The sequence below is a fragment of the Streptomyces sp. NPDC006309 genome, from assembly GCF_040613095.1.
Taxonomy (GTDB): Bacteria; Actinomycetota; Actinomycetes; order Streptomycetales; family Streptomycetaceae; genus Streptomyces.
In genome coordinates this window covers 319,387-333,273 of record NZ_JBEXRO010000004.1, presented here as the reverse complement: position 1 = coordinate 333,273, position 13,887 = coordinate 319,387, and the positions used below count along the sequence as shown (strand labels likewise).

Genomic DNA, 13,887 nt, shown 5'->3' with positions numbered 1-13,887 from the left:
GGGCGCAGTCTCTTTTCACCCACTGATTTCGGAGAGGGCTCGCTTTCATGGCGAAGATCCTGAAGTTCGACGAGGACGCCCGTCGCGCCCTTGAGCGCGGCGTCAACAAGCTTGCCGACACGGTGAAGGTGACGATCGGCCCCCGCGGCCGCAACGTCGTCATCGACAAGAAGTTCGGCGCCCCCACCATCACCAACGACGGTGTCACGATCGCCCGCGAGGTCGAGCTCGAGGACCCGTACGAGAACCTCGGTGCCCAGCTGGTGAAGGAGGTGGCGACCAAGACCAACGACATCGCTGGTGACGGCACCACCACCGCCACCGTGCTCGCCCAGGCGCTGGTACGCGAGGGCCTGAGGAACGTCGCCGCCGGCGCTTCCCCGGGTGCCCTGAAGAAGGGCATCGACGCCGCGGTCAAGGCGATCTCCGACGAGCTGCTCGCCACGGCCCGCCCCATCGACGAGAAGTCCGACATCGCCGCCGTCGCCGGGCTGTCCGCCCAGGACTCGCAGGTCGGCGAGCTCATCGCCGAGGCGATGGACAAGGTCGGCAAGGACGGTGTCATCACCGTCGAGGAGTCCAACACCTTCGGTCTCGAGCTGGACTTCACCGAGGGCATGGCCTTCGACAAGGGCTACCTGTCGCCGTACTTCGTGACGGACCAGGAGCGCATGGAGGCCGTCCTGGAGGACCCGTACGTCCTCATCCACCAGGGCAAGATCGCCGCCATCGCCGACCTGCTGCCGCTGCTGGAGAAGGTCATCCAGGCCGGTGCCTCCAAGCCGCTGCTGATCATCGCCGAGGACGTCGAGGGCGAGGCCCTGTCGACCCTGGTCGTCAACAAGATCCGCGGCACCTTCAACGCCGTCGCGGTGAAGGCCCCCGGCTTCGGCGACCGCCGCAAGGCCATGCTCCAGGACATCGCCACCCTCACCGGCGGCACCGTCATCTCCGAGGAGGTCGGCCTCAAGCTCGACCAGGTCGGCATCGACGTGCTGGGCTCGGCCCGCCGCATCACCGTCACCAAGGACGACACCACGATCGTCGACGGCGGCGGCAAGACCGAGGACGTGCACGGCCGCGTCGCGCAGATCAAGGCCGAGATCGAGAACACCGACTCCGACTGGGACCGCGAGAAGCTCCAGGAGCGCCTCGCGAAGCTGGCCGGCGGCGTGTGCGTGATCAAGGTCGGCGCCGCCACCGAGGTGGAGCTGAAGGAGAAGAAGCACCGCCTGGAGGACGCCATCTCCGCGACCCGCGCCGCGGTCGAGGAGGGCATCGTCTCCGGTGGCGGTTCCGCCCTGGTGCACGCCTCCAAGGTCCTGGCGGGCAACCTGGACAAGACCGGCGACGAGGCCACCGGTGTCGCCGTGGTCCGCAACGCCGTGGTCGAGCCGCTGCGCTGGATCGGCGAGAACGCCGGCCAGGAGGGCTACGTCATCGTCTCCAAGGTCAAGGACCTGGAGGCGGGACAGGGCTACAACGCCGCCACCGGCGAGTACGGCGACCTGATCAAGGCCGGCGTCATCGACCCGGTCAAGGTCACCCGCTCCGCCCTGGAGAACGCCGCCTCCATCGCCTCCCTGCTGCTCACGACCGAGACCCTGGTCGTCGAGAAGAGGGAAGAGGAGCCGGAGGCCGCGGGCCACGGCCACAGCCACGGCCACGCTCACTGAGCGAGCACGCGCCCGAGTGAAGGCCCGGTCCCGGCAGGGGACCGGGCCTTCGCCCTGTTCACCGTGTGTGTCACCGTCCGCCGCCCCCGGCTCCGCGCGGCCCGGCCGCCCGGTCCGGTGCCGTCCCACCCGCTCCCCCCACCGGGACGCCGGGAGACCGGAAGACCCGGATACCGGGAGACCCGGAGACCCGGATACCGGGACGCCGGGACGGCGGCGTCCACCGTCCGCTACTGCGGCCCGTACTTGCGCCCGGTCTTCGCGCTGATCCCGCCCAGCAGCCCGCGCGGCGCCACCTTCACCAGCCCCATCAGCGCCTTGTACCGGGGATCGGGGACGGACACCGTCCTTCCGCGCGCGAGGTCGGCCAGGGCCGCCGCGACCAGCTTGTCGGCATCCAGCCACATCCAGCCCGGGATGTTGTCCGTGCCCATGCCGGCCCGCTGGTGGAACTCGGTGCGCACGAAGCCCGGGCACAGCGCCATCAGCCGGACCCCGCTGCCGGCCAGGTCCTTCGCCGCCCCCTGGGTGAACTGCACGACCCACGCCTTGGACGCGCCGTACGTGCCGCGCGGGACGAAGGCGGCCACGGAGGCGACGTTCACCACCCCGCCCCGGCCCCGCTCCCGCATCGCCGCGGTCGCCGCCGACGTCAGCCGGAGCACCGCCTCGCAGTGCACCTTGAGCATCTTCAGCTCGTCCGGCATGGGCACGTCCAGGTAGCGGCCCTTGTTACCGAAGCCGGCGTTGTTCACCAGCAGGTCGACCGGGTTCTTCCGGTCGCCGAGCCGGTCGGCGACCGCCTCGATGCCCTTGTCCTCGGACAGGTCGGCGGTCAGCACCTCCACCTCGATGCCGTGCCGGTCGTGCAGTTCGGTCGCCTGCTCGCGCAGCCGCCCGGTGTCCCGGGCCACCAGGACCAGGTCATGCCCGTCAGCCGCGAGCCGCCGCGCGAACGCGGCACCGATTCCCGCGGTCGATCCCGTAATCAGAGCCGTTGTCATGGCCCAAGCGTAGTGACCCGGGCCCACGCGGTCCGCTGCGGCGACGGCCCTCAGCCGCTCCGCGCGGCCAGGTACGCGCGGGCCGCCGCCAGCGTCTCCGGGTGCAGCGCGTCACCCGCGGCCAGCAGCCCCGGCAGCAGGTCCCGGTCGGTGGTGACCGCGCGGAACTGCAACGCCGCCGTCACCCCGTGGTCCGGCCGGCGCACGATCTCCACGGCGTCGCCCGCCTGGATCTCGCCCGGCTCGATCACCCGGAGGTAGGCACCCGATGCGCCCTTCCGTGTGAACCTCCTGACCCAGCCGCGCTCGCCCAGATGGCCCTGGAACGTACGGCACGGGACACGGCCCGAGGTCACCTCCAGCACCACTGCGGGACCGATCCGCCAGCGCTCGCCGATCAGCGCCCCGGAGACGTCCAGGCCGTCCGTCGTCAGGTTCTCGCCGAAACAGCCGTTGGGCAGCGGCCGGCCGAGTTCGCGCTCCCACGCGTCGAGGTCCTCGCGGGCGAACGCGTACACCGCCTGGTCGTTCCCGCCGTGGAAGCGCCGTTCGCACACCGCGTCCCCGGCGAGCCCGCTCCCGCCGGTCCCCTTGGGCCCGGGCGCGGCCACCCGCACCGGCCCGTCGGCCGGCCGCTTGTCGATACCGGTCAGCCCGTCCGGCTGACCCGTGTAGGGCACGCGCCGGGGGCGGCCCACATTCACCGAGAGCACCTTCATCCCCCGCACGGTACGGGACCGGAGCCCAAAGCGCCGACGCGCGATCGGACGTCCCACCCAAGGTTGCCTTATGCTCCAGTAGTGATCGAGGCCCGTCATCTCCGTGTCCTGCGCGCCGTCGCCACCACCGGCTCCTTCTCCGCGGCGGGGCGCCAGCTGGGCTGCACCCAGCCGGCCGTCAGCCAGCAGATGAAGGCCCTGGAAGCCTCCGTCGGCACCCCGCTGCTCGTCCGCGCGGGCCGCGAGATGCGCCTCACCCAGGCGGGCGAGGCCCTCGTGCGGCACGCCTCCGGCATCCTCGCGGGGCTCACCGCGGCCGAGGAGGAGGTCGCCGCCATCGCCGGTCTGCGCGCAGGCCGGGTCCGGCTGGTCTCCTTCCCCAGCGGCAGCTCCACACTGGTCCCGACCGCCCTGGCCGCTCTGCGCGCCGCCCATCCCGGCACCCGCGTCTCCCTGGAGGAGGCGGAACCCCCGAGATCCGTCGAACTGCTGCGCGAGGGTGACTGCGACCTGGCCCTGGCCTTCCGCTACGAGGGCGCGGCGGTCGCCGAGGACTGGGACGACCTCGTCGTACGGCCCCTGCTGACGGACCGTCTCGTCGCCCTGGTGCCCGAGCGGCACCGGCTCGCGCGCGCGGAGGACGTCGCCATCAAAGAGCTGGCCGCCGAGCCGTGGATCGCGGGCTGCCCGCGCTGCCGCGGCCAGCTGGTCGAGGTGTGCGAGAAGGCGGGCTTCACTCCGCGCATCGACTTCGCCACGGACGACTATCCGGCGGTGGTCGGCCTGGTCGGCGCGGGTCTGGGGGTCGCCGTACTGCCGCAGCTGGCGGTGGAGTCGGTACGGCCGAGGGGTGCGCGGACGGTACGGCTGGAACCGGCGGTACGGCGGGAGATCGTCGCCCTCACCCTGCCCGACCTGGCACAGGTGCCGGCCGTGGCGGCGACGCTGGAACAACTGGCCCGCACGGCGCAGGCGGCCGGGCGCGGCTAGCGCGGCCCGGTCGCGGGCACGCGCGCGTGCCGCTCGCTGAGGGGTGGGGGCCGCAATCCCTACAGAAACGTTCCTTCAGTGCTCAGTGCTCAGTGCTCAGTGCTCAGTGGTCAGTGCCGAGTGCGCTCAGTGCTCCGGGGCCCTGTCGCCATGGGTGGTCGACGCCGACACCAGGCGGTTGCGGGCCCGCCCCATCAACTCTTCGCGCTCGTCCTCGGTCAGGCCGCCCCAGACGCCGTACGGCTCGCGCACCGCCAGTGCGTGCGCGGCGCACTGCGCACGGACCGGGCATCTCATGCAGACCTCCTTGGCCGAGTTCTCGCGGGCACTCCGAGCCGCCCCGCGCTCGCCCTCGGGGTGGAAGAAGAGCGAGCTGTCCACGCCGCGACAGGCAGCCAGCAGCTGCCAGTCCCACAGGTCCGCGTTCGGTCCGGGAAGGCGGGAGAAATCTGCCATTACGTGACCCCTTGTAGCCGTTCTGGGCGGAAGCGGTGCCGACGACCGTACGTCTCCGGTCTAAGGAGATGAAAATATGACTCATTGCGAATCTAGTACCGGACACTACGAAACGGGAAGAAAAGGGGCTGAATGGGTCATAGGTTGTGATGAAAAGTTGAGAGTCCGACGGGCATGTCTGCACCGTGTCGACGCCCTCACATAGAGTGCCGAAGACGGCACGCGGCCCCGTAACTCTTTCGAGTGACCGTCGTTGAGAGTGCGGAGGCGGTTGAAAAAACAAGCGCTCGGGCAGGCGTCCGAGACGGTCGACCGCACAGGTGACGATTCCGTACCAGCCTGGAGGCTCAAGGTGACGCGCATCAGCTGCGGAGGGCGGTCATGACATCCGTCCTCGTCTGCGACGACTCCCCGCTTGCCCGAGAGGCGCTCCGCCGCGCGGTCGCGACCGTGCCCGGTGTCGAGCGCGTGACGACGGCGGCCAACGGCGAGGAAGTCCTCCGCCGCTGGGGCGCCGACCGCTCCGATCTCATCCTCATGGATGTGCGCATGCCCGGCCTGGGCGGCGTAGAGACCGTGCGCCGGCTGCTGTCCGCCGACCCGGGCGCGCGCATCATCATGCTCACCGTCGCCGAGGACCTCGACGGTGTGGCCCTGGCGGTCGCCGCGGGCGCCCGGGGCTACCTGCACAAGGACGCGTCCCGCGCGGAACTGCGGGCCACGGTCACCCAGGCCCTCGCCGACCCCACCTGGCGACTCGCCCCGCGCCGCCTGCGCTCGGCCGAGATGGGCGCCGCGCCCACGCTCACCGCGCGCGAGATCCAGGTGCTGGAGGGCATGAGCCACGGCCGGTCCAACGCCGAGATCGGCCGCGAGCTGTTCCTCTCCGAGGACACCGTGAAGACGCACGCCCGGCGCCTGTTCAAGAAGCTCGGCGCCTCCGACCGGGCGCACGCGGTCGCCCTCGGCTTCCGCTGGGGACTGGTCCGGTAGCGGGTGAGCGGCCCCGCGGGGCGCCCCCTGCCGGGTCCGCCCGGCAGCGCCCCGCCCCCGCCCCGCTCTCCGTTCCCCCTTCCGGCTCCCTCGCCGCCGACCGGCCGACCCGACGGCGCAGGGGCCGCCCGGGTCAGCGGAACCGGTGCCGCCCGGGGCCGGGCCGGTGCCGGCAGGTCGCCGGACGTGCGGTGGAACGCCGGAGGACGCGTCCGGCCGCCGCGCCTCGCTCTTGGGTCCCCGTGAGTTTCTTCGCGGTGCGGTGGGGGACGCGGACGCCGTGCGGCGTCGGCAGCCCGGCACACACCGTCGTCCCCGGCTGCCCGGATGCCGGGTCGGCGCGGCCGCTCCGGGCTCCTCTCCCGCACGGTCCGTACGGCGGGAACGCTTCCCGCGCCCGCCGCGGGATGGTGCCCAGCCCGGGTCCGGGTGGGCGTCCGGTGTCCGTGCCCGTATGGTTTCCCAAGGTAACGGCGGTCGGTGCGGTCGCTTCCGGCATCCGGCCCGGGTACGCCCCGCGGCGCCCGTGGCCGTACGGGACACGTCGGCGGCAACCGCCCGCGGCGCACGCCGCGGGGCCGCGCGCTCCGGGCGTACGCCCCCGGAACACCAACCCGCCCCACCTCCCGACAGGCGAGGTGCAAGGCGGCCCGCCGGACGCGCGCTGCTCGTTTCGGCGCGGATGCCGCATCCTTGAGGGTGTGGAGTCTCTCGGGGACGAGTCGGTCGAGCGGAAGGGGAGGGCGCAGGGAATGAGTGCCGGCGCACCTGCTCATAACGCTTCGGTGCACAACCACGGACACGATGCGACGGACCGGACGGCCGCAAGGCACCATGGACCGATGCGCGACGACGAGGCGGGCACGGCCCACGGGGGGATCGGCGCGCTCGTGCACCGGGCCGTCGACGGCGACGCGCAGGCCACGCACGATCTGCTCGCCCATGTGCACCCGCTGGCGCTGCGCTACTGCCGCACCCGGCTGTCCCGGCTCCCCGGCGACGCGCGCCACTTCGTGGAGGACCTCGCCCAGGAGGTCTGCGTGGCCGTGCTCCTCGCCCTGCCCCGCTACCGCGACACCGGCCGCCCCTTCGAGGCGTTCGTCTTCGCCATCGCCTCCCACAAGGTCGCCGATCTCCAGCGGGCGGCCATGCGCCATCCCGGGTCGACCGCGGTGCCGTCCGACGAGATGCCCGAGCGGCCCGACGACTCCCTCGGCCCCGAGGAGCGCGCCCTGCTCAGCAGCGATGCCGAGTGGGCCAAGAAACTGCTGGCCAACCTCCCCGAGAACCAGCGCGAGCTGCTTCTGCTGCGCATCGCCGTGGGCTTGACCGCGGAGGAGACGGGGCAGATGTTGGGAATGTCACCCGGTGCGGTCCGCGTGGCCCAGCACCGGGCCCTGAGCCGCCTGCGGGCGCTCGCCGAACAGTAATCGCCCCTGTGCGGAGCCTCCGTGGCCCGTCGCTGAACAGGCGCGCCGCCGTTTCCGTACGAACGTACGAAGCCTGAAGCGACCCCGTACCGTGGAATTCGCTGGCGATGCTTCCCGTTAGCATGGACATCCGCACCGAGCAAGGCCATTTGGGGAAGGTGTCATGACTGCCAACGTCGACGGAGTGCCCGGAAAATTCGCGACACTCGGGCTGACCTACGACGACGTGCTGCTGCTGCCGGGCTCGTCGGACATGGCACCCGATGAGATCGACACCGCCTCGTACGTCTCCAAGAACGTGCGGGTCAACATCCCGCTGCTGTCCGCCGCCATGGACAAGGTGACCGAGGCCCGCATGGCGATCGCGATGGCCCGTCAGGGCGGCGTCGGCGTCCTGCACCGCAACCTCTCCATCGAGGACCAGGCCAACCAGGTCGACCTGGTGAAGCGCTCCGAGTCCGGCATGGTCACCGACCCGATCACCATCCACCCGGAGGCGACCCTCGCCGAGGCGGACGCGCTGTGCGCGAAGTTCCGCATCAGCGGTGTGCCGGTGACCGGCGGGGACAAGAAGCTCCTCGGCATCGTCACCAACCGCGACATGGCGTTCGAGAACGACCGCAGCCGCCGCGTGCACGAGGTCATGACCCCGATGCCGCTGGTCACCGGCAAGGTCGGCATCTCCGGCCCCGAGGCCATGGAACTGCTGCGCAAGCACAAGATCGAGAAGCTGCCGCTGGTCGACGACGAGGGCGTCCTCAAGGGCCTGATCACGGTCAAGGACTTCGTCAAGGCGGAGAAGTACCCGAACGCCGCCAAGGACGCCGAGGGCCGTCTGCTCGTCGGCGCGGCGGTCGGCGTGGCCGGTGACGCCTTCGAGCGCGCCCAGGCCCTGGTCGAGGCGGGTGCCGACTTCATCGTCGTGGACACCGCGCACGGCCACTCCCGGCTGGTCGGCGACATGATCGCCAAGATCAAGTCGAACTCCGCCGGTGTCGACGTGATCGGCGGCAACGTCGCCACGCGCGACGGCGCGCAGGCCCTGGTCGACGCGGGCGCCGACGGCATCAAGGTCGGCGTCGGTCCCGGCTCCATCTGTACGACCCGCGTGGTCGCCGGCGTCGGCGTCCCGCAGGTCACCGCCATCTACGAGGCCGCGCTGGCCGCCAAGGACGCCGGTGTCCCGGTGATCGGCGACGGCGGCCTCCAGTACTCCGGCGACATCGCCAAGGCCCTGGTCGCGGGCGCCGACACGGTCATGCTCGGCTCGCTCCTCGCGGGCTGCGAGGAGTCCCCGGGCGAGCTGCTGTTCATCAACGGCAAGCAGTTCAAGTCGTACCGCGGCATGGGCTCGCTCGGTGCCATGCAGACCCGTGGCGAGCGCAGGTCGTTCTCCAAGGACCGCTACTTCCAGGAGGGCGTCGCCTCCGACGAGCAGCTGATCCCCGAGGGCATCGAGGGCCAGGTGCCCTACCGCGGCCCGCTGTCCTCCGTCGTCCACCAGCTGGTCGGCGGTCTGCGCCAGTCGATGTTCTACGTCGGCGGCCGGACCGTGCCCGAGCTCCAGGCGGGCGGCCGGTTCGTGCGGATCACCTCGGCGGGTCTGAAGGAGAGCCACCCGCACGACATCCAGATGACGGTCGAGGCGCCGAACTACAGCAGCAAGAGGTAGCTCTCCGGCAGTACGCACGCGCGTCCACGCGCGCGTGCCGGCCGTCGACGGCGGCCCCGCGGCACGCGGGGCCGCCGTTGCCGTGTCCGTCGGCGATACTGGAAGACGCTGAAACGCATCAGGGAAAGGCCCAAGACGTGACTGAGATCGAGATCGGGCGCGGCAAGCGCGGCCGCCGGGCGTACGCCTTCGACGACATCGCCGTCGTCCCCAGCCGCCGTACGCGGGACCCGAAGGAGGTCTCGATCGCCTGGCAGATCGACGCCTACCGCTTCGAGCTGCCGTTCCTGGCCGCCCCGATGGACTCCGTGGTCTCCCCGGCCACCGCGATCCGCATCGGTGAGCTGGGCGGCCTCGGCGTGCTGAACCTCGAGGGTCTGTGGACCCGGTACGAGGACCCGCAGCCGCTGCTGGACGAGATCGCCGAGCTGGACGCCGAGACGGCCACCCGCCGCCTCCAGGAGGTCTACTCCGCTCCCATCAAGGAGGAGCTGATCGGCGCCCGCATCAAGGAGGTGCGCGACTCCGGTGTGGTCACCGCCGCCGCGCTCTCCCCGCAGCGCACCGCCCAGTTCTCCAAGGCGGTCGTGGACGCGGGCGTGGACATCTTCGTCATCCGCGGTACGACGGTGTCGGCGGAGCACGTGTCGTCCTCGCACGAGCCGCTGAACCTGAAGCAGTTCATCTACGAGCTGGACGTGCCGGTGATCGTCGGCGGCTGCGCCACGTACACCGCCGCGCTGCACCTGATGCGCACCGGCGCGGCCGGTGTGCTGGTCGGCTTCGGCGGCGGCGCCGCGCACACCACGCGCAACGTCCTCGGCATCCAGGTCCCGATGGCCACCGCCGTCGCCGACGTGGCCGCGGCCCGCCGTGACTACATGGACGAGTCCGGCGGCCGGTACGTGCACGTGATCGCGGACGGCGGTGTCGGCTGGTCCGGCGACCTGTCCAAGGCGATCGCCTGCGGCGCCGACGCGGTGATGATGGGCTCCCCGCTGGCCCGGGGCACCGACGCGCCCGGCAAGGGCCACCACTGGGGCATGGAGGCCGTCAACGAGGAGCTGCCCCGCGGCCAGAAGGTCGACCTCGGCACCGTCGGCACGATCGAGGAGATCCTCACCGGCCCGTCCCGGATCCCCGACGGCTCGATGAACTTCTTCGGCGCCCTGCGCCGCGCCATGGCCACCACCGGCTACAGCGAGCTGAAGGAGTTCCAGCGGGTCGAGGTCACGGTGGCGGACTCCCAGCACCGCCGCTAGCTCCTGCGACGCCCGAGGGGCCGGCCACCCGGAGGGGTGACCGGCCCCACGCGCACGTCCGGGCCCGGGTGCATGCCCCGGCCGGTGCGCGTGGGCGTGCGCCTGCGCGTTGCCGGGTGGCGGGCCCCGCCGCGGGACACGCGCCCGGTCACAGCCGGTGCGCCGCACCCGTGGGCGTCGCGCCCCGCGTGTCCAGCAGCAGCTGCGCCTTCACCGACAGGCCCTGGAGGTCGTAGGTGCGGTGCTGCTGGAGCAGGATCGTGAGGTCGGCGTCGGCGGCGGCCTCGTAGAAGGAGTCCACGCGCGGGACCGGGCGGTCCAGGACGCTCCACGCGGGCACGTACGGGTCGTGGTAGCTGACGGCCGCGCCCAGCTCCATCAGCCGTACGGCGATCTCCTGGGCCGGTGTGCCCTGCTGGTCGGCGAGGTCGGGCTTGTAGGTGACGCCGAGGAGCAGGATGCGGGCGCCGCGCGCGGACTTGCCGTGCTCGTTGAGGAGCGTGGCGGCGCGCCGGACGACGTACCTGGGCATCCGGTTGTTGACCTGCTGGGCCAGTTCGACCATGCGCAGGGTGCGGGTCGCGTGGCCGGTCAGGTCCTGGGGGACGCCGTGCCCGCCGACGCCCGGACCGGGCCGGAACGCCTGGAAACCGAAGGGCTTGGTCTCCGCGCAGCGGATGACGTCCCACAGGTCAACGCCCAGCTCGTGGCAGAGGACGGCCATCTCGTTGACGAGCGCGATGTTGACGTGCCGGTAGTTGGTCTCCAGCAGCTGCACGGTCTCCGCCTCGCGCAGCCCGCGCGCGCGGACGACCTTGTCGGTGAGCCGGCCGTAGAACGCGGCGGCCGACTCGGTGCAGGCGGGGGTGAGGCCGCCGATGACCTTCGGCGTGCCGGCGGGGGTGTGGTGGCGGCTGCCGGGGTCGACCCGGCTGGGGGAGTAGGCGAGGTGGAAGTCGCGGCCGGCGCGCAGGCCCGAGCCCTTCTCCAGCAGCGGGCGCAGGAACTCCTCCGTGGTGCCCGGCAGCACGGGTGACTCCAGGATGACCGTGGTGTGCGGGCGGAGCCGCTCGGCCAGGGTGCGGGCCGCCCCCTCGACCTGGCCGAGGTCGAGCCCCCCGTCGGCGCCGCGCGGGGTGGGCGCGCAGATCACCGCGGTGCGCACCCGGCCGAGCTGGGCCGGGTCGGTGCCGGGCCGGAAGCCCGAGGCGTGCATCCGGCGCAGCTCGGCCGGGCTGAGCGAGCCGGCCTCGGGGCCGGTGGCGTAGCCGATGGTGGCGATGCCGGCGGCGACGGCGGCCTGGGCGAGCGGCAAGCCGTAGGGGCCGAGTCCGATGACGGCGAGGTCTGCGGGCATGGCGTGGGCCGTCCTTCCCAGTAGCCGAAGCGGAACAGGTACGCAACCGCTGTGGACAAGACGAGCGAGTGCAGTGTCAGACTAGGTACACATATGACCGTTATGTGTGATTGTGTTCGTGTGTCTTCCGGGGGTTCTGCGCGAGTTGTCCACAGGGTGTCAGCGCGTGGTGGCCGAAGTCGGACGACGCGGACAGAATTTGGGCATGAGGAGGGGATGAACCGGGCTTCGCCCACCGGGTGCGGCCGACGTGAGCACGTCTTGCGACATCGGGAGGCAGCGGTGAGGACAGCGACTCTGGGGCCGGCGCAGCGCGCCGAGGCACTGGCGGCGATGGCGGAGCGCGAGCTGGACGTCCTGGTGATCGGCGGCGGAGTGGTCGGCGCCGGCACCGCACTGGACGCCGTCACCCGCGGCCTGTCCACCGGCCTCGTCGAGGCCCGCGACTGGGCGTCCGGCACGTCCAGCCGGTCCAGCAAGCTGATCCACGGCGGCCTGCGCTATCTGGAGATGCTGGACTTCGCGCTCGTCCGCGAGGCCCTCAAGGAGCGCGGCCTGCTCCTGGAGCGGCTCGCCCCGCACCTGGTCAAGCCGGTGCCGTTCCTCTACCCGCTCCGGCACAAGGGCTGGGAGCGGCTGTACGCCGGCTCGGGCGTGGCGCTCTACGACGCGATGTCCATGGCCCGCGGCCACGGCCGCGGCCTGCCCGTGCACCGCCACCTGACCCGCCGTCACGCCCTGCGTGTCGCCCCCTGCCTGCGCAAGGACGCCCTCGTCGGCGCGCTCCAGTACTACGACGCCCAGGTCGACGACGCCCGCTTCGTGACCACCCTGGTGCGCACGGCGTCGTCGTACGGCGCGCGGGTGGCCAACCGCGCGCGCGTGACCGGGTTCCTGCGCGAGGGCGAGCGCGTCGTCGGCGCCCGGGTGCGGGACGTGGAGGCCGGCGGGGAGTACGAGATCCGGGCCCGGCAGGTCGTCAACGCCACCGGTGTGTGGACCGACGACACCCAGGGCATGGTGGGCGAGCGCGGCCAGTTCCACGTCCGCGCCTCCAAGGGCATCCACCTGGTCGTCCCCAAGGACCGCATCCACTCCACCACCGGCCTGATCCTGCGCACCGAGAAGTCCGTCCTGTTCGTCATCCCCTGGGGCCGGCACTGGATCGTCGGTACCACCGACACCGGCTGGGACCTCGACAAGGCCCACCCGGCCGCGTCCAGCGCCGACATCGACTACCTGCTGGAACACGTCAACACGGTGCTCGCCGTGCCGCTGTCCCGCGACGACGTACAGGGCGTGTACGCCGGGCTGCGCCCGCTGCTGGCCGGCGAGTCCGACGCCACCAGCAAGCTGTCCCGCGAGCACACGGTCGCCCACCCGGCGCCGGGGCTCGTGGTCGTGGCGGGCGGCAAGTACACGACGTACCGGGTGATGGCGAAGGACGCCGTCGACGAGGCCGTGCACGGTCTCGACGCGCGGGTCGCCGACTGCGTGACGGAGGAGACCCCGCTGCTCGGCGCGGAGGGCTACCAGGCGCTGTGGAACGCGCGAGCGCGGATCGCCGCCCGCGCCGGACTGCACGTGGTCCGCGTGGAACACCTGCTGAATCGTTACGGCTCGATGGCCGAGGAGGTCCTGGACCTCATCACCGCCGACCCGGCGCTCGGTGAGCCGCTGCGGGCCGCCGACGACTACCTGCGCGCCGAGGTGGTCTACGCGGCCTCGCACGAGGGTGCCCGGCACCTGGACGACGTCCTCACCCGCCGCACCCGCATCTCCATCGAGACGTTCGACCGGGGCACGCGCAGCGCCCGGGAGGCGGCCGAGCTGATGGCGCCGGTGCTCGGCTGGGACCAGGACCGGATCGAGCGCGAGGTCGAGCACTACGAGAAGCGCGTGGAGGCCGAGCGGGAGTCCCAGCTCCAGCCGGACGACCAGACGGCGGACGCGGCCCGGCTGGGAGCGCCGGACATCGTGCCGCTCACCTGAGCCCAGCCCTGTCGGCGCCCCCGGCCGGGCAGCTTTCATCCGAATGAGTGTCGTGAATCGGGATATTCGTTCGGAACCGGCTCGTTCCACCGGGTGTGAGGGCGGACTCAGCCGAGTGCAGGGCCGTATGGAAGGGGTCCCGGCCGGCCGTGGCGGCGGTGCGCGGCACGGGGGCCCGGAGAGGGGAGCGTGATGCGTGTGGCCTGAGCCGGGGTCAGCGCCGGGGCGGCCCCGCCTACTTCCGGAAGCCGGCCCGCCTGCCGGTGCGGGGAGAGGGCCGGGTCCGATGTGCCGCCGTCGGTGACGCGACGGTGGCGCAGTGCGGTCGGGCGCCGG

General features: G+C 72.2%; 11 protein-coding genes. 7 read left to right on the top strand and 4 right to left on the bottom strand.

The window, feature by feature from the left end; genetic code table 11:
- The first annotated feature begins 47 nt into the window (after positions 1-47).
- Positions 48-1,676 carry a chaperonin GroEL gene (gene groL, locus ABZ117_RS08505; protein ID WP_356818655.1) on the top strand — a complete coding sequence of 543 codons (1,629 nt, stop codon included), beginning with the start codon at positions 48-50 and terminating at the stop codon, positions 1,674-1,676.
- Positions 1,677-1,906: 230 nt separating this feature from the next.
- Here the strand turns inward: groL and ABZ117_RS08500 are convergent, their stop codons facing one another.
- Both ABZ117_RS08500 and ABZ117_RS08495 read right to left on the bottom strand, forming a co-directional pair.
- Complete coding sequence (locus ABZ117_RS08500) at positions 1,907-2,680, bottom strand: SDR family oxidoreductase (RefSeq protein ID WP_356818653.1); 774 nt, start codon at positions 2,678-2,680, stop codon at positions 1,907-1,909.
- Between the two features lie 50 nt (positions 2,681-2,730).
- Positions 2,731-3,399, bottom strand: coding sequence for an MOSC domain-containing protein (locus tag ABZ117_RS08495; RefSeq protein ID WP_356818651.1), 669 nt, complete (start codon positions 3,397-3,399; stop codon positions 2,731-2,733).
- Positions 3,400-3,480: 81 nt separating this feature from the next.
- Between ABZ117_RS08495 and ABZ117_RS08490 the strand changes: the two genes are divergently transcribed.
- Complete coding sequence (locus tag ABZ117_RS08490; protein WP_356818649.1) at positions 3,481-4,389, top strand: LysR family transcriptional regulator; 909 nt, start codon at positions 3,481-3,483, stop codon at positions 4,387-4,389.
- 126 nt (positions 4,390-4,515) lie between these two features.
- On the opposite strand, the gene ABZ117_RS08485 is transcribed toward ABZ117_RS08490, so the two are convergent.
- Positions 4,516-4,845: a WhiB family transcriptional regulator gene (locus tag ABZ117_RS08485; protein WP_356818647.1), complete on the bottom strand. Its 330-nt coding sequence runs from the start codon at positions 4,843-4,845 to the stop codon at positions 4,516-4,518.
- Positions 4,846-5,226: 381 nt separating this feature from the next.
- On the opposite strand from ABZ117_RS08485, the gene ABZ117_RS08480 reads away from it, so the two are divergent.
- From ABZ117_RS08480 to ABZ117_RS08465, 4 genes are all read left to right on the top strand, one after another.
- Positions 5,227-5,838, top strand: a complete 612-nt coding sequence (locus tag ABZ117_RS08480; RefSeq protein WP_003948568.1) for a response regulator transcription factor — start codon at positions 5,227-5,229, stop codon at positions 5,836-5,838.
- 842 nt (positions 5,839-6,680) lie between these two features.
- A complete protein-coding gene (locus ABZ117_RS08475; protein ID WP_356818645.1) occupies positions 6,681-7,268 on the top strand; it encodes a sigma-70 family RNA polymerase sigma factor in 588 nt (195 codons plus the stop codon).
- Positions 7,269-7,431: 163 nt separating this feature from the next.
- A complete protein-coding gene (guaB, locus tag ABZ117_RS08470) occupies positions 7,432-8,940 on the top strand; it encodes an IMP dehydrogenase (RefSeq protein ID WP_356818643.1) in 1,509 nt (502 codons plus the stop codon).
- Positions 8,941-9,077: 137 nt separating this feature from the next.
- Positions 9,078-10,202, top strand: a complete 1,125-nt coding sequence (locus ABZ117_RS08465; protein ID WP_356818642.1) for a GuaB3 family IMP dehydrogenase-related protein — start codon at positions 9,078-9,080, stop codon at positions 10,200-10,202.
- A gap of 148 nt (positions 10,203-10,350) precedes the next feature.
- On the opposite strand, the gene ABZ117_RS08460 is transcribed toward ABZ117_RS08465, so the two are convergent.
- Positions 10,351-11,559: a nucleotide sugar dehydrogenase gene (locus tag ABZ117_RS08460; protein WP_356818640.1), complete on the bottom strand. Its 1,209-nt coding sequence runs from the start codon at positions 11,557-11,559 to the stop codon at positions 10,351-10,353.
- A 282-nt stretch (positions 11,560-11,841) separates the two neighbouring features.
- Here ABZ117_RS08460 and ABZ117_RS08455 point away from each other — a divergent pair, with 282 nt between their 5' ends.
- A complete protein-coding gene (locus ABZ117_RS08455; RefSeq protein ID WP_356818638.1) occupies positions 11,842-13,551 on the top strand; it encodes a glycerol-3-phosphate dehydrogenase/oxidase in 1,710 nt (569 codons plus the stop codon).
- Positions 13,552-13,887 lie beyond the last annotated feature (336 nt).

Coding starts and splice junctions, on each gene's coding strand:
- groL (WP_356818655.1), top strand. CDS start 48: ATGGCGAAGATCCTGAAGTTCGACGAGGACGCCCGTCGCGCCCTTGAG.
- ABZ117_RS08500 (WP_356818653.1), bottom strand. CDS start 2,680: ATGACAACGGCTCTGATTACGGGATCGACCGCGGGAATCGGTGCCGCG.
- ABZ117_RS08495 (WP_356818651.1), bottom strand. CDS start 3,399: ATGAAGGTGCTCTCGGTGAATGTGGGCCGCCCCCGGCGCGTGCCCTAC.
- ABZ117_RS08485 (WP_356818647.1), bottom strand. CDS start 4,845: ATGGCAGATTTCTCCCGCCTTCCCGGACCGAACGCGGACCTGTGGGAC.
- ABZ117_RS08480 (WP_003948568.1), top strand. CDS start 5,227: ATGACATCCGTCCTCGTCTGCGACGACTCCCCGCTTGCCCGAGAGGCG.
- ABZ117_RS08475 (WP_356818645.1), top strand. CDS start 6,681: ATGCGCGACGACGAGGCGGGCACGGCCCACGGGGGGATCGGCGCGCTC.
- guaB (WP_356818643.1), top strand. CDS start 7,432: ATGACTGCCAACGTCGACGGAGTGCCCGGAAAATTCGCGACACTCGGG.
- ABZ117_RS08460 (WP_356818640.1), bottom strand. CDS start 11,559: ATGCCCGCAGACCTCGCCGTCATCGGACTCGGCCCCTACGGCTTGCCG.